Origin of the sequence: Breznakia pachnodae, assembly GCF_030814225.1 — a bacterium.
GTDB classification, from domain to species: domain Bacteria; phylum Bacillota_I; class Bacilli_A; order Erysipelotrichales; family Erysipelotrichaceae; genus Breznakia; species Breznakia pachnodae.
Genome location: NZ_JAUSUR010000002.1, coordinates 538,124 through 559,542 on the forward strand (window position 1 = coordinate 538,124; position 21,419 = coordinate 559,542).

A 21,419-nucleotide genomic window follows, 5' to 3' on the forward strand; every position below is an offset into this window, starting at 1 on the left:
ACCTCCAATCCGTAACGTGTTACATATTTGTGTGTAAGTTAAGCCGAATTTATTCGGCTTCGTATTTATCAAGATGTTCATAAACAGAAATAAGCATTCTTCTTAATTCTTCAGTTTCCTTATCACTCAGAGAATATACAAGTGATTGTTCTCTGGAAACAATATCGTTTTGCATCTCTACAGAAATGGCTTTAGCTTTCTCACTCATTCCGATAATCTTATTACGTTTATCATTGGGATCATGGTATGTATATATGAATCCGTTCTTTTCCAAGCGACTCACAATACCAGCAACTGCAGGATGAGAAACTCCTAAGAAATTTTCAATTTCTTTTTGACCGACTTCTTCACCACGATCATATAAATAATTTAATACATTTGATTGAGAAAAAGTTAATCCTTTTTCTTTTAGTTCTGCATCCGCAGAAGCTCTCATCTTATCTGTAATCAATTTTAATAATGCGCCAATATCATTTTGATTCATATAATGTCACCACCTTTTTATATAATATGTAACACGTTACACATTATATAGTGAATTACTGATGTTGTCAATAGCTATGAAAAATAAAATGAACGATATTCTATATTTTTGCGACAAATAGTTGAATAGAAAAATTTTTAGTTAAAATTGAACCAAATTGAAAAAACATGTGTGTAATACATAAGGGTAAGTAAATATTGGTAATAAAGGAGGGCAAAAATTATGGATAAGAAAGAAAAACTTACCCAGATTGTCAAAGCAGTCCAAAAAGATAAAGGACAATTTGAGTTATTATATTCTGAAATAATTGATCGAATATATTTTTGGTGTTATACGATTGTTGGTAATGAAGCGGAAGCGAAGGATGCAACACAAGAAGTAATGATTCGTATTTATAATAAAATTGATATCGTAAAGCAACCGGAGCACTTTACTTCTTGGATGTACAGACTCGCAAGGAACAGTAGTTTAAATTATTTGAGGAAACGAAAAGGTGCAGAATTTGAGTTGTTGTATGATGAAGAATCAGGGAAGAATACAGAAAGTTTAATTAAAGAAGAACGAAAAGACTATATACCTAAAGAAGCCTTTGACTTAAATGAAACGAAAAAACTAGTTACTGAGTTTGTTGATAATTTACCAAGCAAACAAAGAGAAACGATTACACTCTACTATCTTGATGAAATGAAAGTAGAGGAAATTGCAAAAATCTTAGAATGTAGTGTTGGAACTGTAAAATCAAGATTGCATGAAGGTCGAAAAAAACTAGAATTTCAAATAAACGAATATCAGGATAAACACCAAGTGAAATTATACAACATGGCATTAGTTCCATTGTTAATAATGATTTTAAATGAATATAAAGATGAAATATGTAATAAACAAGACTTACATTATGAAAAAAATCTTTATAAACAAAGCAAAATCAATTGGTTGAAAAATGCTCTATCAAACAATTTAGCAATAGTTACAGTTGCTACGGTCGTTGGTGTAATAGCTCTTGTTGTGGTAGCTTATCTTATTGCTTCTCCAATAAAAGAGGATACTATTCATAATTTGAATGTAGATGAGTTGGTAATTAATGATGTAGAAATGTTTAATAAAAGCAATAAAAATCCATATGTTAAAAGTATTAACTATTATACTTTTCCAGTAAGAGATTCCTTAGAACTTGTAATAGAACTAAAGAAGGATGTTGATAAGACTGATATTGATATTCTGCATGAGGATGAGGCATTAACGTTTGAAAAGAATGATAATCAATTAAGTTTGAAGATTAGTAAAAATGGTAAGTATACTATTACTATCAAAGAAAAAAGTTTAGTATTTGAAATAAATAATATTGATTTGTATGCTCCTGAACTTGTAGAAGTAGAAGATTTTAAAGAGTATTTAAAACTACATATAAATGATGAAAAGTCACAAATTGATTATCAGTTATCATATGTTGAAAGTGATGGAAAGAAATACAAAATTGATAATAATTTAGAAGTTAAAGGATATTTTAAAGGTGAAGTAATGATTGTTCTTTATATAAATGATCATTGCTATAAAGAATATTTTATCAATATAGATAAATAAAAAAGAGTAAAATGGAGGAAATAAAATGAAGAATAAATTATTTAAAAGCTTATTAGTTTTAATAATGATGATTGGTGTCTTTGCTACAGTGAATAATTTTTCAGTAGAAGATATAAAGGCTGCAACAAATGCAGCAGATGCACCAGATGATTGGGCGTTTACTGAGGATAGTATTCCCTTGCATGATGCGATATTGGATAATTATGGATCTATCGATACTGGAGATGGACAAGGTGGTTCTCCAGATGGATATATCAGTAAAGATGAAGCAGCTGCGTATACAGGAACAATTGATTTGTCTGGAAAAGGATTAACAGGAACAATCGATGGTGTTGAATATTTTGAAAAATTGACAAACCTATACTTAGCTAACAATAGTTTAACAGGAGCTATCCCTTCGAATATAAAGAATATGGCATTTTTATCTCGATTAAGTCTAGAGAATAATCAACTTTCGGGGACGATTCCATCAATGAGTGGGATGTCTAATTTACTTGTGATATATCTACATAATAATCAGTTAGAAGGTGAGATACCTAGTGATATTACTAGTATTACATCACTGCAATATTTAAATCTTGCAAACAATAATTTAGAAGGATCAATCCCAAGTGATATTAATAAACTTACTAATATGATAAATCTTGTTTTAAATGATAATAATCTAACAGGAAGTATCCCTGAATTAAATGGAATGTCTGCACTATTTACATTTAGAGTTTCAAATAATAATTTAACAGGTACTTTGCCTGTAAACTATAATGGATTAAGTACACTAGCATATTTTGAAGTGTCTAATAATCAATTATCAGGAACATTTCCTACAGGATTAGGACAATGTGCTAATTTACTAACATTGAGATTAGATGGAAATAAATTGTCAGGATCAATTCCGAGTGAAATTGGAGGTTTGAAAAAACTACAAAACTTATTTTTATATGGTAATCTATTCACAGGTGAACTACCAAGCGAAATAAAAGAACTGACAGACTTAGCCGTTATATATTATCACAATACCTACATAACAACAGGAGATTTTACAGGCTTAAACAAACTACAATATGTATCGGTTACAAAAGCAACAAATATCAATTTGGATAAAGCAGTATTATTCTATACTATAGGAAGTAAGGAACCTTACAGTGCACTAGTTAGAGTAGGAGGAACAGCAGGGTTTGCCTCATGGGATGCGACAACAACTTATTACCAAATAAACCAAGGAGCAAGTTATTCAATAGGTTATCCGTATACAGATAATAATGGAAACTTGAAACTTATAATTTCATCATCTATTTTATTATCAGAAGATGGAATTATGGATAATGAGGGAAATCTTATCATAGGAGCATCATTAAGTGATGTAGATACAACTACAGGTAATGTAAATCTTCCAAATGGAGGTACGGTGGTTACTGGAGAAGCCACTTATACATTTGATAAAGCTACTACAGTAGGAGAAACTGAAATCACTACAGAAGGAACAATCACAATTGCAAATAATACTACTACTGATGGTTCTACAGTTACTGTAGGAGATATAACTACGATTGTAAAAGTACCTGAAGGTAGTGAAGCAACAATCTCATTAGATAGTACTGGAGGAACTGTAAATGCTCCTGAAGGAAGTGTAGTTACAAACAATGATGGAAGTGAAACATATTTAACTGGTGATGGAACAGTAAAAGAAGACGGTACTATTACTTCTTCAGAAAAAACAATTACTGTGCCAACAGATAAATTAATAGATGTAGCAGTTGATGGAAGTGAAGTGACATTCCCAGCAGGTGTAATTGTTGATGATGGAAGTACAAGTATTACATATCCAGGAACAATCATTTATGATACAGAAGATAACACAGTTCAATATCTTCCAATAGATGGATTATTTAATGAAGATGGAACATTGAAAGATAGTGTTACACAGGATGATATCAGGAGCTCACAAGACTTTGTTACAGGATTGGATGACAGTGCTTTGAAAACTGAACTACAAAGTAAAGTAGAAGATGCACAAAATCAATTGAATGAAAGAAACGCAGAGAAAGCAGTGGATGATCTATTTGAAACAGATGGAAAAATCAAAGACACTGTAACCCAAGAAGATATTGATAATGCGAAAGATTTAGTTGATAACTTGAATGATGGAGGTAAGAAAACAGAACTTCAAGATAAACTAGAAGATGCACAAAACCAATTGAATGAAAGAAACGCAGAAAAAGCAGTGGATGATTTATTTGATAAAGATGGGAATATCAAGGATATAGTAACCCAAGAAGATATTAAAAATGCAGAAGATCTAGTAAATAAATTACCAGATGGACAATTGAAAGATGAGTTGAATGATAAATTAAAAGAAGCACAAAAACAATTGGATGAAAGAAACTTTGTGATTGTTGAAGCATTTAAAGTATTTACAGGAGAAGGAACAGTGTATACAAAGATAGATGCACCAGTAGAAAAATTCTCTAGTATTTCTGTAGATGGAAAAGAATTGGATGCAAGTAATTATGAAGTAACAAGTGGAAGTACAGTAATTACATTAAGTGAAGCATATTTGAAAACATTAGATAATGGAACATATGATGTAGATGTTGAGTTTACAAGTGGAGCGGTTGTGAAAACAACGCTTACAGTGAAGGTAGAAGGAAATCCTTCTAAAGCACCTTCAACTACAAATCCAAATACTTATAAACCAAGTACTGCAGCAGGTTCATCAACAAGTAGTAGTACTGTTGATACAGGTGATACTACAAACTTAACAATGTTATATGCTTTATTAGCATCATCACTATTAGGGTTTGTCGTAATTACTAAAAAAGAAAGAAACAAAACTAGTAAATAAACAAAAATACAATTTTAACAAAATACTGCAATTATTTATAATTGCAGTATTTTGTTTAAAAAAATATTGATAATAAATGAGTATTTGATTATAGTAATGGTAGGAGAAGGCTAATGAAAAAAGTAAATAAAATTCCAAATAACCAAAAAGTAATTTCGATAAATGAACTTAAAAATTTAGGATATAGTTACTATATGGTAAATAAACTAGTAGAAGATAATCAACTTATACGATTAAATAGGAAATATTATGAAAATGTTTCATTTGAAGGAGAGGATTCTGATTTTTACTTTGTCTCTGCCTATTTCTCTTCAGGGACTATATGTTTAATGAGTGCAGCAGTATACTATGGTTTATCAACTTATATACCATATGAAATAGATGTTGCAGTAAAGAGAGATAAAAAGATAGTTACTAAATTTGATTGGCCTAAATTTAAGATATATTATTTTGGTGAAAACAGATTTAATATTGGTATAGATATAATTAGTGATGGGAAAAATCAGTTTCAAATATACGATTTGGAGAAAACAGTGATTGATATTATTTATTATCGAAACAAAGTTGGAATAGAGGAGATGAAAGAGATTTTGATTAATTATCTTAAAAGAAATGATAGAGATTTAACTAAACTGTATCAATATGCTAAGCAACTTAAATGTTTGGAAGTGTTGAAGTTGTATATGGATGTGTTGGTATAGATAAAGCAGAATCAATTAAGGCAAAACTTAAGAGTCAAGTGAAAGAAAAAGGTGGCAATATGCAACAAATGCTAACCTTGTATGGACTGGAAAGAACGATTTATAGAATATCGATTTCCGACTATAGAAATAACTTCACGTTAAAGGGTGGTGTATTTCTATATGCGATATTTGATGGAGATTTTATTAGAGCGACTTCAGATATAGATTTATTAGGCAATAATATGAATCGTAATTTAAAAAAAGTACAAAGTGTTTTTGAACATATATTCTCAATGAAAGTAGATGATGCCTTAAAGTATGATTTAAAAACAATAAAAATTACGAAAATAACTGAATTCAAGGATTATCATGGTGTAAACATATCGATTTTTACATATTTAAATAGAACAAAGATACGAGTATCTATAGATATAGGTTTTGGCGATATTATTTATCCAAAACGAAAATTAATGGACTATCCTGTTCTGATTGATATGGAAGTTCCTAAGTTATATGTATATTCAATAGAATCAGTGATTGCTGAAAAATTTGATGCAATAGTGTCATTGGGTCACTTAAATAGTAGATTAAAAGATTTCTATGATATTTATATTTTAGCAAGAGCATATGACTTTATTGGAAATGATTTAAAAATTGCAATTGTAGAAACGTTTAATCATAGAGGGACAAAACTTGATAACATAGTGGCGTTTGAAAATGAATTTATTGAAGATTCAACAAGAAACAAGAGATGGAATTCATTTGTTAGAAAAAAGAAAGCAATGGTTATAGTAGATTTTTCTATGGCTATGGATTTAATAAAACGTTTTTTAGAACCAGTAGTTATAGCAATAGTTAACGATGAAGAGATGACAACAACATGGAATCAAAATAGGAAAAAATGGATAGAAACCAGATTGAAATAGTATTTTATAAACAAAATAGATCTTATCATAATATATGACCTATTGTTTTTCCAAAAACTAAAAGCTATAATTTGCTAAAGAGGTATAAGATGAAAATTGCAATTGTAGATGATGAACCTTTATTCATATCACAGATAGAAGAGTGTATTGAGATGTATCAGCAGAGTCATGGTGTTACATTCCCTTTTTCATCGTTTACAAGTGCTGAACAAGTGTTATTCCATCTGCATGATTTTGATGTCTTCTTTCTGGATATTCAAATGGGTGGAATGAGTGGGATTGAACTTGCAAGAACAATTCGAAAAGAAGTAGGAGATGCACACATTATATTTGTGACAAATGAACCTAATTTTATCTTCGATGGATATCAGTTACAGGCACTAAACTATCTGCTGAAGCCAATTCAGAGAAAACAAGTCTTCTATTGCTTAGACAAGCTGTATGAAGGTGATACAAAGAGTTTGGTTGTACAGGTAGATAAGGCAACGAAGCATATCAAATTAAAAGATATTTTGTTTATTGAAAGTGATGGACATTATGTGGAAATTCATGCAGATCGGATATATCGAGTGAAACAGACACTTGATGCAGTTAAAGAAGAATTGGATGATAATTTTATCCAAACACATCGTGGTTATATTGTACAAATTGGAAAGATTCAAGAATTGAATAAAGATAATATACAAGTAAATAATGAGATTATTCCAATTGCCAGAGGTAAATATAAAGAAGTGTATAGTGCGTTTATAAATTTCTTTAAAAGGAGAAATCCATCATGATAATGCGAGTGTTGTGGGTTCTTTCTTGGATATTATATTTGTATTTATTATTTCCATGGAAAGAAGGAAAACTTTATAAAGCAATTGGTTTGATACCGTTGGCTGCTTCAATATTACTACCTAAGTTATATGGGGGTTTGTTAGTTGTAGTAGTATGTGGATTTTATCTGTTATGGTATGTTGATAATTTATGGATATTAAAAGGTATATATTTGTTATCTATAGCACTAACGTTAGTTGTTCCTGAACCATACAGTTACTATCTTTGGATGTTTGGTTTCTTTGTTTATTATGTTTTTCATCAACTTAAGAATCCTTATATATGGATTGGGTATGGAGTTTTATGTATTGCTTTATACTTTACATCCTATGGTGAGTATATTCTTTGGTTAATGAGTTGTTTTGTATTTTATATTCTAGAAAAATATGAAACAACTTATCGAAAAAGAACAGAAAAATTTGAAGAAAATATATGGTACCAGCACTATGATGAGATGAAAGATATCTACAAAGATATGCGAGGGTTTCGCCATGATTTCCATAATCATGTGCAAGTACTAAAAGGATATTTATATTATCAAAAAATAGATGAAGCAACTGCTTATCTTCAGACACTGGACAAGGATTATATAGAATTTAATAAACATGTACAGTCAGGAAATCTACTAGTAGATGCAATTTTGAATTCAAAACTTCAGATTATGAAGCAGGAACATATCCAGGTAGAGGTAAAATGTGAATTACCAGAAGTGTTGTCCATTCGCGATACTGATATTTGTGTACTTGTTGGAAATGCACTTGATAATGCAATCGAGTCCTGCCGAAAGTTAGACGAAAAAAAACGAAGTATACGAATCTACTTTTCTATCTTTCAAAATCAACTATACTTATCGGTTATGAATGCTAGTGAGGAAACGTTCGAAGAAAAGAATAAATTTATATCCAGTAAACGTGGAGATCATGGATATGGATTAAAACGAATGGAATCATGTACGAATAAATACAATGGATACTTTAATATCAATCAGGAAAGTGGTGTGTTTTCTTTAGAAATTATGCTGCCAATTACAACTCATGCGTGAAACGATACAATTCACGCATTTTTTATAATAAAACAAATTTAGCGATATATACTGGAATCGAGGTGAGACTATGACAAGATGGAGTGTTTTTAAAAGATTACATCAAGAGATGTGGAAAAGAAAAAAATCATACTTTGTGAGAAGTTTCTTTTATTTGATTACAGAGGTGTTGTATCCAACAATGCTAATGTTATTGCCCACATTCTTAGTAAGTGTTTATAATAAATCGATCTCTATTGAGGAGAAAATGATATATGTATCTGTTTATGTCGTTGTAATGGGACTTGTGATAGGGATTCAAAGATATTTGCGTAATGTAACATTTGTAAACTTGATTATGTTTCGTGCAAGATTAGCAGATGAGTTATGTTATCGATTAATGTTTATGGACTATGAGCGCTTTGAAAGTGATGAGAATAAAAAAGAACATCAAGAAGTGATTGATCGTTCTGTTGATCGAAATGAAAATGGTGTAGAAGGATATATGCGAGAATTCTATAATCTTTGTGTAGGATTGGTTGGTTTCTTTGTATACTGCTATTTGTTACGAGATATAGGTATTGTTCCTATTATTGTTGTTATTATGATTGGAATTGTTCAAGGGATATTTTATATAAAAATACAGAAACGAATAATAAGAATTCAAAAAGAAAAAAGTCAGTCGAATCGTGAAAAACGATATTTAGATCGTGAATGTATTGATTTAAAAAATGGGAAAGATATTCGTATGTATAACATTTCTGACTGGTTTGAAGTTCTTTATGATGAAGTGAATAAGAAGTTATATAAGTTTGCATGCAAAGTGAAACAAGTGCAACTGACAACCGGGAGTATTAAGTTTTTATTGCAGTCATTACAATTTATTCTAATATACACAATTCTATTTTCATTATTGAATGATGGATTGAGTGCGGAATCATTTCTAATGATTGTTGGTGCAACAAGTGGAATCGGTGTCTGGATTATTAAAATTATGGAAAGTCTTGCTCATCTTCCAATCGATGAGGATGGAAGCAGACAATTCTTTGAATATATGGAAACAATAGAATTACCAAATCAAACAGTATCTAGCGATATTCCAATATATGGAGATATTCGTCTGGAACATGTGGATTTTAAATATAAAGGTAGTGATGAATACATATTCAAAGATTTGAATTTGCATTTACATGCAAATGAACAGGTAGCATTAGTAGGACCAAATGGTGCAGGAAAGACAACGCTGGTAAAACTCTTGTGTGGATTGTATAAACCAACTGCAGGAGATATTTATATTGATGGCAGAAACTACAAAGATATCAGCAAACAGGAATTGTTTGAAATCTTTGGTGTTGTATTTCAGGATGCAGCATTAAGTGAATATCGTGTCTGTGATAATGTTGCATGTACTCAAGATGAGAATATTGATCGCAAACGGGTTGTAGATTGTTTGAAGAAAGCAAATGTTTATGACAAAATTTTATCTTTACCAAAAGGCATTGATACGTATATGGGAAAGATGTTTTATGAAGATGGACAATTGTTTTCTGGAGGACAGACACAAAAAATTACTCTTGCCAGAGCACTTTATAAGGATGCACCTGTTTTGCTTCTTGATGAACCGACAGCAGCATTAGATCCAATTGCTGAACGTGAGCTGTATGAATCTTATGCAGATCTGACAAGTGGAAAATCATCTCTGTTTATTTCCCATCGTTTATCAAGTACGCAGTTTTGTGATCGTATCTTATATTTTGAAAATGGACAGGTGCAAGAAGATGGAACTCATGAAACATTAATGCAATATGAGAATGGATATTCACAAATGTTTAAAGTGCAATCTAAATATTACCAAGAGGAGGTGAGTAATGATGAAGAATATTTTACGTATTCAAAAGTGGATGCATAAAATGGATATGCATATATTACCACTAAGTGTTTTACGTTCATTTGTGAAATCATTGCTGCCTTTTCTGGAAGCATATTTTAGTTCACTGATTATTTCAATGATTGTAGATAATCGCTTGGATAGTGGTACGTTGTATTTCTATTTATTATGTATGGTTGGAAGTTATATTGTAAAAGAGTTACTAGTTGTGATTACTACTTATTTTATCGATATTCGTAGTGAAAAGATTATGCTGAAGATGGATAAGGAAGTTCACTTAAAAGCACTACATTTAGATTATGAAACATTAGAAAATCCTGAATCACTGCAAATGATTCAACGTGCAAAAGAAGCACAGAATGCAATGGGTGGAGTGGATGTGTGGTTCAACTATACGAGTAGTTATCTTGAAAATATCTTTATGGTAATTTTCTCGCTGGCAGTTGTAACAGATTTATTATTAAAGGTTCAAACATTTACTGATATGTCTTTCATCTCAATTCTTACATCATGGATAGGTAGTATTCTTATTATTGTTAGTATTGTAGTGAATCTGGCTGTTCAAGCAAAAATGAATGCAATGAGCAATTCAGCACAAATGGAACTAACAAACATAAATATTATATTCAATCGCCAATATAATTATCTGGACAAAATAATTTCTAGAGATTATGACTTTGGAAAAGTCATTCGTTTGTATAATATGCAAGATATGCTAAAAGAGAAATTGGAAGAGAAATTTCAAAATTCTTCAAAAGGATATACACGAATATTTAAAAAAACAGGAAAGATTTTAGGAACATCACTATTCTTGGCGGCAATCCTTAACTTAGTATTGTATTTAGTAGTATTAGCGAGAGCGTTTGCTAAGTTGTTTCCTGTTGGGCAAATTGTGTTGTATGTTCAATCGCTGCTGAAGTTATCAGATGGATTGGGAGGAGTTGGTATTTATCATTCTGCACTTATTACGCAATGTGAATGTTTTCAGACATATCTGGAATTCTTAGAGTTGGACAGTATGCAACAGCTAGGTTCTATCCATATTGAAAAACGTTCAGACCATGAATATCAGATTGAGTTTGAAAATGTGTCCTTTCATTATCCAGGAAGTGAGGAGTATGCACTAAAGAATGTAAACTACACATTTGATTTACATAAGAAGTTAGCCGTTGTTGGTCCAAATGGAGCTGGGAAAACAACCTTTATAAAATTACTATGTCGTTTATATGAACCAAGTGAAGGAATAATTAAATTAAATGGTATACCAATCAATAAGTATTCATTTACAGAATATATTAAAATTTTATCTGTTGTATTTCAGGACTTTCAATTGTTTGCTTTTCCTTTGGCACATAATGTTGCTTCCAGTAAGTTGTATGAAGAAGATAGAGTAATATCAACTTTAACCAAGGTTGATATTATAGAAAGAATATCGCAAATGAAAGATGGACTAGACACCTATTTGTACAAACACAATCATGAAGGAGTAGAGGTATCAGGAGGAGAGGCACAAAAGATTGCAATTGCCAGAGCACTTTATAAAGATGGTTCTTATGTTGTGTTGGATGAACCAACAGCAGCATTAGATCCGATTAGTGAATATGAAATCTATAAGAATTTTGATGATATGGTGAAAGACAAAACAAGTATTTATATTTCTCATCGAATGAGCAGTTGTCGTTTCTGTGATCATATTCTGGTATTTGATCAAGGCAGCATCATTGAAGAAGGAACTCATGATTCCCTACTTGATGAAAAAGGAAAGTACTATGAAATGTGGGAAGCACAAGCAATGTATTATCGATAGTTAATTAGATAAGAGAGTCAGTTTAGTTAAGTAAACGTGATTCTCTTTTTTATTGAAAATAAATATAGTTAGGTACCTTGACATATTTTGAAACAAGTGTATAATATAGATTGTTAAGGTACCTAAATAAATCAGAAAGGAGGTGCTGAACATGGAAACTTGTCAAGAATGTGGAAAGCACTGTCCACAAGATGATTTACAGTGTAGAAGAGGAAGAAGATATTTCGAAGGAGGAAATGAAATGAAAGAACATAATAAACATAGACATCATAAAGATTTTAATGAACTAACAATAGATGAAAAACTGGCAGTACTGTTAAGAAGAACAGGGAGACATGTTGGTCATCGAGGAAGAGGAAAAGCAAGTCAGGATCAAATTCTAATGCTATTAGCTCGTAATGAAACAATGAATCAAAAAGAATTGCAAGAGATTCTAGATATCCAACCAGGTTCTTTAAGTGAAGTCTTGAAGAAACTAGAAGTTGGAGAATTGATTGTGAAAACTGCTGATGAAGAAGACAAAAGAAGTATGAATGTTGCTTTGGCAGAAAAAGGTAAAGAAGCTGTTGCGGAATTACGTGCAAATAAAGAAGAGAAAATCAGTAAAATGTTTGCAGCGTTAGATGAAGAAGAAAAAGAAACGTTAGTTACACTGTTGGTTAAATTAATGGAATCTTATAAAGATGATGAAGGAAAATGTGGTTATGGTCATGGTCGCAAAGGTCATAGACATGACGATCATTCTCACAAGCACAATCATCAAAGTTAGTAATCTAAGTTACAATTAAATAGTGTATACTAAAAAACGCCATATTAAACTATACCCTGTAGAAAGGTCACGATAAAAAAAGTCGTGTAATTCTACAGGGTTTTTCTTATACTAAAAGAAAGAGGAAAATATATGAGAAATAAGTTTACAGATAAGCAGCGTGAATATTTAACAACATTATCCTGTGTTGAAAAAGTTACAGAATATAATATTACATTTACAACAGAGTTTAAAAAAGATTTCCTGAGAAGAAAACGACAAGGCGATAGTTTTGAAATAATCCTTCATGATTATGGAATTAAGTACCATATGCTTGGAGTGTTGAGAATAAAAACTATGTATAGTCGTTGGCAAAAAGAAGAAAGTAGACCTGAAGGATTCGAAAGAAAAGCAAACTCAAGTAAAGAAAAAAAAAGGAAAAAAGAATTCAAATCCATTGAGGAAGAAATGCAGTATTTAAAAGATGAAAAAGATTACTATAAGAGGTTGTCAGAATGGTTAAAAAAGCCAGGGGGACGAAAGGAGCCTACACGCAAGTAGACCCTTCCGTCCAAGACATCTTTGAGATCATATATCAAATGCAAAACCATACAAAAAGAAAATATCCATTAATCATTAAAAAGATATGTGCCGAAGCAAGGGTATCTACTAGTGGTTATTACGCCTATCTTAAAAGACGATACCAGTTATCTGATAAAGAAATTCGTGATAGAGCAGATTTTGAATTAATTAAAGAAGCTTATGAATATAAGAGTTGGAAGAAGGGTGCAAAACAAATAAAGATGCGATTAAAACGAGATAAAGGGATTGTCATGAATTTAAAGAAGATTCGTAGATTGATGAAGAAGTATGATTTAATCTGTCCAATACGGCGTGCAAATCCGGTGAAAGCAATATTGAAGAAACAACAAGTAAAGAATCGATATGATAATGTATTAAACCGTGGTTTTAACACTGGAGCAGCAAAAAAGGCAGTACTAACAGATATTACATATTTAACTTATGGTAATGGTAAAAAAGCTTACCTCTCAGTTATGAAAGACGCTACAACAAAAATGATTTTATCGTGGCAGATATCGCAAAGTTTAGCATTAGACTTCGTAGAACAAACCATAGTTGATTTCATTCTTGAGCATGGAAAAAAGTTTCATGAAAATATATTAGTTCATTCAGATCAAGGGTGTCATTACACAAGTCATATGTTTCAAAATTTATTAAAAGAACATGGGATTATTCAATCTATGTCGAACAAGGGAGTGTGTTGGGATAACGCTCCACAAGAATCATTCTTTGCAATATTAAAAACAGAAATGGATTTAAGAAATTACAATACATACGAAAAAGTAAGCATAGCAATAGCAGAATACATTGGTTATTACAATTATGATAGGCCACAAGAAGGACTGCATAAAATGACTCCATACGAATATGATGAATATTTAACTTATCCATTTTATCATGATTTACAATTACCAATGATAATATAAAAAGAACAACTCATTTGAGTTGCTCCTAAGATTTTTTTCTTCGTGTCCTTGACACAGGGTATAGTTTATATTGGCGTTTTTTTGTTACACAGTTTTTATTGGAACAAAGTAATCCATTTGTGAATATTTCATAGCTTCTTGGGCAGATGGCGGAGTGATTATATTCCCTAACTCCTTGCGTGATGAATCAATAACAAAACAATTATGATTTTGAAGAAATTGCTTAATTGCATTCATAGCTTCTTCGTTGCTTTCTCCGTCGACACCAGTAGCAACAGCATAAAGTCCCCCAGGAAAATCAACAATACTGAAAGAATTTGGTATAGCAAGTCCATCATGGTAAATGTAATACCATACAAATCCACCCTGCTCTTCATCAAACCATAAAAAATCTTGAGGGTACATTGTTCTTGGTATAGTTTCTAACCATTTATCAAAATCTTCTAAAGCTTCATCACCAAACATCCCACATTGTGATGCTACCATTTTACATTTTGGTATTTCATATATACGTACACTTTCCATTATTTTCTCTCCTTCATAGTAACTTTATTATATACTATTATATTGGATAAATAAAAGGAGTCATATTATTATATGACTCCACCCCATACCCTACCAACAATCTAACATCAGTACTTGGTAGTAACAATAAATTGAACTGTAATGGTCTTAAAGACCAATCGACTGTCATAACTGTACTCTTGTAACATTTACTGAAGCATAAAGCCACATAGACATAAATGTAAGTTTTGTGCCTGTCCAACAGCACCCGAGGTGTCTAATTAACGGTAGACATCCGCTTGTACTCGCCTGTTAGCTGCTAACCAAAGATAGTTACAATAATTCTGTAAGCCAATTCAACTCTTGAATTTTTGTATCTATTTCTCTAATCTGTTTTGATAAATCATCTAATTCTTTTTGTAAGTCAGATACTTTAAAAGTATTCACCATTCTAATTTCAGAGCGCTGAAGTCTTCTAGTGACTAATGATGATTCAGCAATCAGATCCTTAATCATTTTTTGTTTTTGAATAAGTGTATCTCTTACTACTAATTTATCAGACAATGTCTCTTGACCATCAACGATAGTTTCATTATTCGTTTTATTGATTCTTTGAATAATTGTTATCAATTGATTACTTATTTCATCAAGTTCTTTAAATAATTCTTTTGGATCTTCTGGTGGGGTATCATCTTCTTGTACTTTTGATGATCTTACTAATCTTCCTCGCAGTTGAGAAAGTCGTGTTTGAAGATCAGATCTGTTAATGAGTGCTTCTGCTAATTTCATGTGATTATGTTCCTCCTTTCGTTAGTTATTTCTATAAATAATAAATATATTTTTTGTGATTATAAATAAAAAACTCGAAGTAATAGGTTATATACCAAAACTTCGAGTTCTATTTTTACTGGAGCGGGTGATGAGAATCGAACTCACGTAGTCAGCTTGGAAGGCTGAAGTTCTACCATTAAACTACACCCGCATCAATTGTTTGCATTAATAAAATACCATTTTTTAGGAAAAATTTCAACCCCTCTGCACAAAAAAAGGAACTATAAAATTCCTTTTGCATGTAAGGCACGCTGTATTTTAGACATCGCATTCTTTTCGTACGTAATACCAATCAAATCCATAATCGATTGAAAATTAGTTTCTCCATCATGGTCTTTTGTATATTCATATTCAATTTCATAATCATTTTGGTTTTCATAATTACTATGATCAAAACATAACTCATACCCATTGCCATAATATACACCACGATTTGTAGTTAATGTTGTTAGGTGATGGAATGGTCCTTGAATATTGTAAGAATCTAGAACTTCTTTGATTTCCTTGTTATTGAAAACTTCTGGTGAAATATCATCTACTTCACATTCAAACTCTAATAAGTCACCATCGATAAATTTTTTTAGAGTAAAGATATTTGTATCTTCTTTTTCTCTAATTCGCATTGCAGCATGTTGATGAATAATATCATAATTATCATTATCATAATAATGATTTTTTTGTATATGAAATTTCACATTAGGGTAATGTGATAATAAAGTTTCAAATTGGTTTTTCGTAACTAAAACCTTGTATTCCTTTTCGATATGTTTTTCCATACTAGATATGATACAATGATTTTAGCAGAAAGGCAAAAAATATGAAGAGATTTTCGATAATTGCAAAGCACGATGATAAATCGTTAAAGATGAGAGAAAAAGTAAAAAAAGCACTATGGGAACATAGTTTTATTTATGATGAAGAAGAACCAGAATTAGTTATTTGTATTGGCGGAGATGGAACCTTGCTATATGCAGTTCATCGTTATATCCAGCAACTTGATAAACTTTATTTTGTGGCAGTCCATGCAGGGACTCTGGGATTTTTTACCGATTATACGGAAGAGAATTTGGATCAATGTATCCAGGATATCATTCAAGGTGAGATATATGAAGTGTTTACATCTAAGTTATTAGAAGCACAAGTAAATGATTATACGGTATATGCATTAAATGAAATTAGAATTGAAAACATTATGCGTACACAAATGTTTGATATTTATATTGATGATGAGTTTTTTGAAAGGTTCAAAGGAAATGGAATTTGTTTAAGTACACAAGCAGGATCAACAGCATATAATAGGTCACTTCGAGGCGCAGTCGTAGATAGTGGGCTATCCTTAATGCAGTTAACAGAAATTGCTGGCATTCATGATAGTAAGCATCAGTCACTTGGTGTACCATATATATTAAAAGACGATCGTAGTTTGTGTTTCTCTAGTGATAACTTTGAAAATGCTTATATCTGTTATGACCATAAAAGTTTGGCCTTGGATAATGTGAAAGATATTCATTGTAGAATGAGTAATAAAATGGTACGGTTTGTCCGCTATCGTAAATATAGTTATTTGGAAAGAGTAAGAACATTGTACTAAAAACATTCGGAATTAAATTTCCGAATGTTTTTTTAACCAATCACCTAAAATGATATTAAATTTATCATTTTGATCTAAGTTGATACAATGTCCAGCGCCTTCAACATAAACAACCTCTGCATTTGGTTCTTTTGCTTCAAATGTTTTTCCAGCCTCTAATGCAATTTCATTTTCGTGTTCACCATACATTACTAGTGTTGGATAACGAACGGGTGTTTGTACATCTACAAAGAAACTGTTCGCTCCGTCCATTGTCATGAATGTGGAAAACTTAAAGTCACTCATGCTTTGAAGGAATTTATCAATTCCCTCTTGAGTATACGCTGCCTGTGTTACAACATTCTTTTTGAATTTATTGTTGAAGGAGAAAAGCATTGCTGGCATCCAACGACGTTGTTCTTTCTTTTGTTCTTTTAATACTTTCTGATAATCTTTATGAATAGAATATCCTCCAATAACTACAACTGATGAAACCTTATCAGGATACTTATATGCAAATGATTGTGCAACCAATGATCCCAAAGAAACACCTATGATATGAACAGAAGAAACATTTTCTTGTTTTAGTATCTGATGAATAATATCTTCAATTGATTTGAAGTTTATTCGCTTTTTGTTTGGTCCAGTTTCACCATGACCAGGCATATCAATAAGGATGATATTGTAATTATCCTTAAAATACTCAAATTGTTCTTCAAATGCTTTAGATGAAGAGAATGCAGCATGAAGAAATAAAAGTGTTTCTTTATCTTTGTTTTGATTTGTGTAGTAAGTAATAGGTACTTCTTTATAATTTAAGATATATGATTTCATATTGATTGATTCTCCAATTCTTTTTTTAGATTAGTAAAAAACTTTAGTGTCTGTTTGTAATTTTCGCAAGCTAAGTCCAGTGTCTTAAATTGAAACTTAGCAATAGGATGTGCCAGAAGTTCATCTGATACAGCAACGCTTCGAAGATCTTCGTTGATCTCATTTAATTGATCGATTATATTATTTACAAATACCTGTTGATTTTCTAATGGAAGTAGTCCTAAGAAAAATAATTTTGACATTAACAAATGGTCAAAGTTGTACTCATCAATCTCCATAAGCATCCATTCATGAAATGAATTTTTCCCATTATCAGTAATTTGATATATATTTTTCTTTCTTCCATTTTCAATGGTTGCCTGCATTGTGATATGACCTTTTTCCAGTAGCTTCTTTAGTGCTGCTTGAATACTCCCTAGGCTTGCACTAATAAATGGAGAAGGTTTCTTTTCTAAAGCTTTTTTAATTTCGTATTGTGATAAGTTCTTCATTAATAAGAATCCTAAGATTATGTTTTCCATGATTGTACCTCGTAAATTCACAATAACATACCTAATAGGTATATGCAACACATTTTGTATAAATTATTTCAAAATATATTGACAGGCTAACGATTGTTAGCTAAAATAAAGATAACAATCGTTAGCCTAGAAGGAGGTTTGTTATGAAATTATATTTTGGAAGTATGGTTACTTCAGTAACTACACTATTACTAATAGGAATGTTTGGATATATTGGATATAGCTTTAACCATCGCAATGAAATTACATTATGGGGAAGAAGGATTGCAGTATTACTTGCTGTTGGTTTGATAATCTGTATTTTTGCAGCAAGTAGAGATAATTACCATATGTCAGTACAAAATGCAATTGATGGTTCTACAGAGGTGGGAGTATTTAGTATCCACAGTATTCAGTCAACAGTGAACTGTATCATTGCCCTTGGTATTGTAATTTGTGGAATACTAAGTATTTTTATGAAGTCGCAAGATGCACGTCAGATACTGTTTTTCATTTTAAGTTTATGTATTTGCATGAAAATTGGTATAATAGAGTTCTCAAGGATATGGTTATATCTACAATAACCACTAGAAAGGATTTCTTATGGCAAGAGGTAATACAAAAGAACGCATCCTAGAAGTCGCTTTGGATATGTTCTCAGTAAATGGATATGATGGAGTCGGTGTCCGTATGATTGCAGGTGCAGTTGGAATAAAAGAAAGTTCACTTTATAAGCATTATAAAAGTAAACAAGATATCTTTGATTCTCTTCTGATATCAATGCAGGATCGTTATTTGGAAACATCAAAACAATTTGAAATACCTCAAGGTGCTTTTGATAGTATGGCAGATGATTATCAGACAGTTGGAATGGCTAGATTAAAAGAAATGAGTCATCAGTTATTTCTCTATTTCTTGAAAGATCCTTATGCTTCAAAATTCAGACATATGCTAGAAATCGAACAATACCGAAACAAACAAGCTAGTGAGATGTATGCAAAGTTTTTTATTGAAGCACCTATTGAATTTCAAGCAGAATTATTTAAGATTATGATGGAAAAAGGTTATTTTAGAGTGTTAGATCCAAAGGTTGCAGCTTATCATTTTTACTCAACAACTTTTGTGATGTTTCATTACTATGATAACGGAGAGGTCTCAGAAGGTGAAGTGCTTAGGTTGCTTGATGCACATATCGAACAATTTTCAACATTATACGCAAACAAGGATTAATCTCCTTGTTTTATTTTTTGAAATTATAATAGGGAGTAATTGCAGATAATCGAAAACCAACTTTCTGAGCTAGTGCAAATGAACCAGTATTCTGAAGTCGACATGACCACATTGGTGTAAGATTATTTTCCAGGCAATACTCTATTAGTTTGGATGAAACCAGCTTCGCATATCCTTTCTTTTGGTATGGCTGAAAGGTTTCAATTCCTATTTCTAAATGATGTTCATCTGTATATGCTCCAAAAGCAATGGCAACAATCTCTTGATCTACAATCAGTTTGAATCCTTTGCTATATTTTTGGAATAGTGAGTAGTCATTCCAAAAATGATTAGGAGTAACCAGCCCGTCCAGCGAATTGAAATCATTCTCATTTAATTCTTGAAATTCATCATCAGTATCAATCGATATGAAGCTATCATCGTCAAAGTAAAAATTAACTCGATTATCAATGCATACATCTAATTCCTTGGCAAACTTAGTAAGTAAATCCCACCAGTCTTTATTAGGTGCCTGAATCCATTGTTTCTTTGCTTCATCATTGTGTTTTAGGTAAGTAAGAAGTTGGCCGTTAAAGTTTTGATTATCTGCTTTCCCACATAACCAAGACATTCCATATTCACTCACAATATAAAAAGTTTGTGGACATTCATTTGAATCTGTATAGATAATTCCCTTACATTTATGTGTAGATACTGCTAATGCAAATAATACATTATCTTGGTATTCTTTTAGGTGTTGTGTTGCTTTATCATAGTTTATAGATTTTAATCGTTCCATTTTAATTTCTCCATATCTTTGTGTTTATACTAGCATGAAGGAAAAGCGAAGAAACTATTAAAATTGTATGCCCTATAATTTTTTATAAATTAAGAATTTTGTTTCGTCAAAAAAGATAGCATAAAAACATACAAAATAATCAGTGTGAAATTAATCCAAATATTACTTAAAATAGTATTGAATCAATAGGGTTATAATGGTATTATTTGGTTAATAAGAAACAACCAAAACTGAATCGTTGACATAATATTATAAACCAATAAAAGGAGTAATACTTATGCCAAAAACCATCTCACAAAGTCAACGATTCTATCTCAAAGATTTGAGTGAATCTCAAGTGAACTGTATCCATCATGATGTGAAAGTATATAATCGAATGTATCGTTATACCTATCGCAGATGTTATAATGATACTTTTTATAATGTGAAGATGGGAAAAGGATTCCAAAAGAAACTGAAGGCAAGATATGGTACCAGTGATTATATGCCTTTGAGTGTGATAAGTGATGCCAAAGCAAAAATAAAGACAAGTATTCAAACTCAGAAGTTTCATGAAAAGCGAGTAACTAGAGAACATAAGAATATTCAAAAGAAGTATAAGAAAGTTGAAAAGCAATATCTGCAATTCAAGAAAGTACACGATAGTCTAATTGCATTCTCACAAGGAAATAACGTAAACATACATATCTTTAAAGGATGTGGGTTTTCTTATACCAAGAATAATAGTTGTATAGTAGATGGAATAGAAATGAACCTGTATTTATTTGAAAAGCTGTATATCAAAGTAATGATGAAACACTTGAATCATCGATTGAAGGTGTTGCTGTGGAAGATGAAAAGAAAGAAACAAGAAATAGCTAACTAC

Annotated in this window: 22 protein-coding genes and 1 tRNA gene; 15 read left to right on the forward strand and 8 right to left on the reverse strand. The window is 31.2% G+C overall.

What is annotated here, in order from left to right:
• Window positions 1–49 precede the first annotated feature (49 nt).
• A complete protein-coding gene (locus J2S15_RS08360) occupies window positions 50–484 on the reverse strand; it encodes a MarR family winged helix-turn-helix transcriptional regulator (protein WP_307407245.1) in 435 nt (144 codons plus the stop codon).
• A gap of 222 nt (window positions 485–706) precedes the next feature.
• Here J2S15_RS08360 and J2S15_RS08365 point away from each other — a divergent pair, with 222 nt between their 5' ends.
• The 11 genes from J2S15_RS08365 to J2S15_RS08415 all read left to right on the forward strand — a co-directional run bounded on the left by J2S15_RS08365 (window position 707) and on the right by J2S15_RS08415 (window position 14,307).
• Window positions 707–2,065, forward strand: a complete 1,359-nt coding sequence (locus tag J2S15_RS08365) for an RNA polymerase sigma factor (protein WP_307407247.1) — start codon at window positions 707–709, stop codon at window positions 2,063–2,065.
• Between the two features lie 25 nt (window positions 2,066–2,090).
• Window positions 2,091–4,907 (forward strand): toxin Cry1Ac domain D-VI-related protein, encoded by a 2,817-nt coding sequence (locus J2S15_RS08370; RefSeq protein WP_307407248.1) that lies wholly within the window; start codon window positions 2,091–2,093, stop codon window positions 4,905–4,907.
• 113 nt (window positions 4,908–5,020) lie between these two features.
• Window positions 5,021–5,608 (forward strand): type IV toxin-antitoxin system AbiEi family antitoxin domain-containing protein, encoded by a 588-nt coding sequence (locus tag J2S15_RS08375; protein WP_307407250.1) that lies wholly within the window; start codon window positions 5,021–5,023, stop codon window positions 5,606–5,608.
• Window positions 5,566–6,516: a nucleotidyl transferase AbiEii/AbiGii toxin family protein gene (locus J2S15_RS08380; protein WP_307407252.1), complete on the forward strand. Its 951-nt coding sequence runs from the start codon at window positions 5,566–5,568 to the stop codon at window positions 6,514–6,516. Before J2S15_RS08375 ends, J2S15_RS08380 begins: the two co-directional genes overlap by 43 nt.
• A gap of 89 nt (window positions 6,517–6,605) precedes the next feature.
• Window positions 6,606–7,295, forward strand: coding sequence for a LytR/AlgR family response regulator transcription factor (locus J2S15_RS08385; protein WP_307407253.1), 690 nt, complete (start codon window positions 6,606–6,608; stop codon window positions 7,293–7,295).
• Window positions 7,292–8,377 (forward strand): sensor histidine kinase, encoded by a 1,086-nt coding sequence (locus tag J2S15_RS08390; protein WP_307407255.1) that lies wholly within the window; start codon window positions 7,292–7,294, stop codon window positions 8,375–8,377. The genes J2S15_RS08385 and J2S15_RS08390 overlap by 4 nt, the downstream gene beginning before the upstream one ends.
• A gap of 70 nt (window positions 8,378–8,447) precedes the next feature.
• Window positions 8,448–10,265, forward strand: coding sequence for an ABC transporter ATP-binding protein (locus J2S15_RS08395; RefSeq protein WP_307407257.1), 1,818 nt, complete (start codon window positions 8,448–8,450; stop codon window positions 10,263–10,265).
• Window positions 10,225–12,051, forward strand: coding sequence for an ABC transporter ATP-binding protein (locus tag J2S15_RS08400; RefSeq protein ID WP_307407258.1), 1,827 nt, complete (start codon window positions 10,225–10,227; stop codon window positions 12,049–12,051). The genes J2S15_RS08395 and J2S15_RS08400 overlap by 41 nt, the downstream gene beginning before the upstream one ends.
• Window positions 12,052–12,202: 151 nt before the next feature.
• Window positions 12,203–12,820 (forward strand): MarR family winged helix-turn-helix transcriptional regulator, encoded by a 618-nt coding sequence (locus J2S15_RS08405; protein WP_307407260.1) that lies wholly within the window; start codon window positions 12,203–12,205, stop codon window positions 12,818–12,820.
• Between the two features lie 132 nt (window positions 12,821–12,952).
• Entirely contained in the window at window positions 12,953–13,360 is a 408-nt protein-coding gene (locus J2S15_RS08410; protein ID WP_307407262.1) for an HTH domain-containing protein, read from the forward strand.
• A gap of 38 nt (window positions 13,361–13,398) precedes the next feature.
• A complete protein-coding gene (locus J2S15_RS08415) occupies window positions 13,399–14,307 on the forward strand; it encodes an IS3 family transposase (protein ID WP_307407264.1) in 909 nt (302 codons plus the stop codon).
• 84 nt (window positions 14,308–14,391) lie between these two features.
• On the opposite strand, the gene J2S15_RS08420 is transcribed toward J2S15_RS08415, so the two are convergent.
• The 4 genes from J2S15_RS08420 to J2S15_RS08435 form a co-directional block, all read right to left on the reverse strand.
• The gene (locus J2S15_RS08420) at window positions 14,392–14,832 is read right to left on the reverse strand and encodes a hypothetical protein (protein ID WP_307407266.1); all 441 of its coding nucleotides are present in this window, start codon (window positions 14,830–14,832) and stop codon (window positions 14,392–14,394) included.
• Between the two features lie 312 nt (window positions 14,833–15,144).
• A complete protein-coding gene (locus J2S15_RS08425) occupies window positions 15,145–15,600 on the reverse strand; it encodes a DIP1984 family protein (RefSeq protein ID WP_307407268.1) in 456 nt (151 codons plus the stop codon).
• Between the two features lie 119 nt (window positions 15,601–15,719).
• Window positions 15,720–15,793: transfer RNA gene (locus J2S15_RS08430), tRNA-Gly, on the reverse strand.
• Window positions 15,794–15,863: 70 nt separating this feature from the next.
• The gene (locus tag J2S15_RS08435) at window positions 15,864–16,418 is read right to left on the reverse strand and encodes a CYTH domain-containing protein (RefSeq protein WP_307407270.1); all 555 of its coding nucleotides are present in this window, start codon (window positions 16,416–16,418) and stop codon (window positions 15,864–15,866) included.
• 41 nt (window positions 16,419–16,459) lie between these two features.
• Between J2S15_RS08435 and J2S15_RS08440 the strand changes: the two genes are divergently transcribed.
• Complete coding sequence (locus tag J2S15_RS08440; protein ID WP_307407272.1) at window positions 16,460–17,233, forward strand: NAD kinase; 774 nt, start codon at window positions 16,460–16,462, stop codon at window positions 17,231–17,233.
• A gap of 12 nt (window positions 17,234–17,245) precedes the next feature.
• On the opposite strand, the gene J2S15_RS08445 is transcribed toward J2S15_RS08440, so the two are convergent.
• Window positions 17,246–18,046 carry an alpha/beta fold hydrolase gene (locus J2S15_RS08445; protein WP_307407274.1) on the reverse strand — a complete coding sequence of 267 codons (801 nt, stop codon included), beginning with the start codon at window positions 18,044–18,046 and terminating at the stop codon, window positions 17,246–17,248.
• Window positions 18,043–18,567 carry a PadR family transcriptional regulator gene (locus J2S15_RS08450; protein WP_307407276.1) on the reverse strand — a complete coding sequence of 175 codons (525 nt, stop codon included), beginning with the start codon at window positions 18,565–18,567 and terminating at the stop codon, window positions 18,043–18,045. The genes J2S15_RS08445 and J2S15_RS08450 overlap by 4 nt, the downstream gene beginning before the upstream one ends.
• Before the next feature lie 143 nt (window positions 18,568–18,710).
• Here J2S15_RS08450 and J2S15_RS08455 point away from each other — a divergent pair, with 143 nt between their 5' ends.
• Window positions 18,711–19,130: a hypothetical protein gene (locus J2S15_RS08455; RefSeq protein ID WP_307407278.1), complete on the forward strand. Its 420-nt coding sequence runs from the start codon at window positions 18,711–18,713 to the stop codon at window positions 19,128–19,130.
• Window positions 19,131–19,149: 19 nt separating this feature from the next.
• Window positions 19,150–19,776 (forward strand): TetR/AcrR family transcriptional regulator, encoded by a 627-nt coding sequence (locus tag J2S15_RS08460; protein WP_307407280.1) that lies wholly within the window; start codon window positions 19,150–19,152, stop codon window positions 19,774–19,776.
• A 10-nt stretch (window positions 19,777–19,786) separates the two neighbouring features.
• Here the strand turns inward: J2S15_RS08460 and J2S15_RS08465 are convergent, their stop codons facing one another.
• Entirely contained in the window at window positions 19,787–20,554 is a 768-nt protein-coding gene (locus J2S15_RS08465; protein WP_307407282.1) for a GNAT family N-acetyltransferase, read from the reverse strand.
• A gap of 277 nt (window positions 20,555–20,831) precedes the next feature.
• Between J2S15_RS08465 and J2S15_RS08470 the strand changes: the two genes are divergently transcribed.
• Window positions 20,832–21,419: hypothetical protein (locus J2S15_RS08470; protein ID WP_307407284.1), on the forward strand; the 588-nt coding region annotated here is incomplete at its 3' end.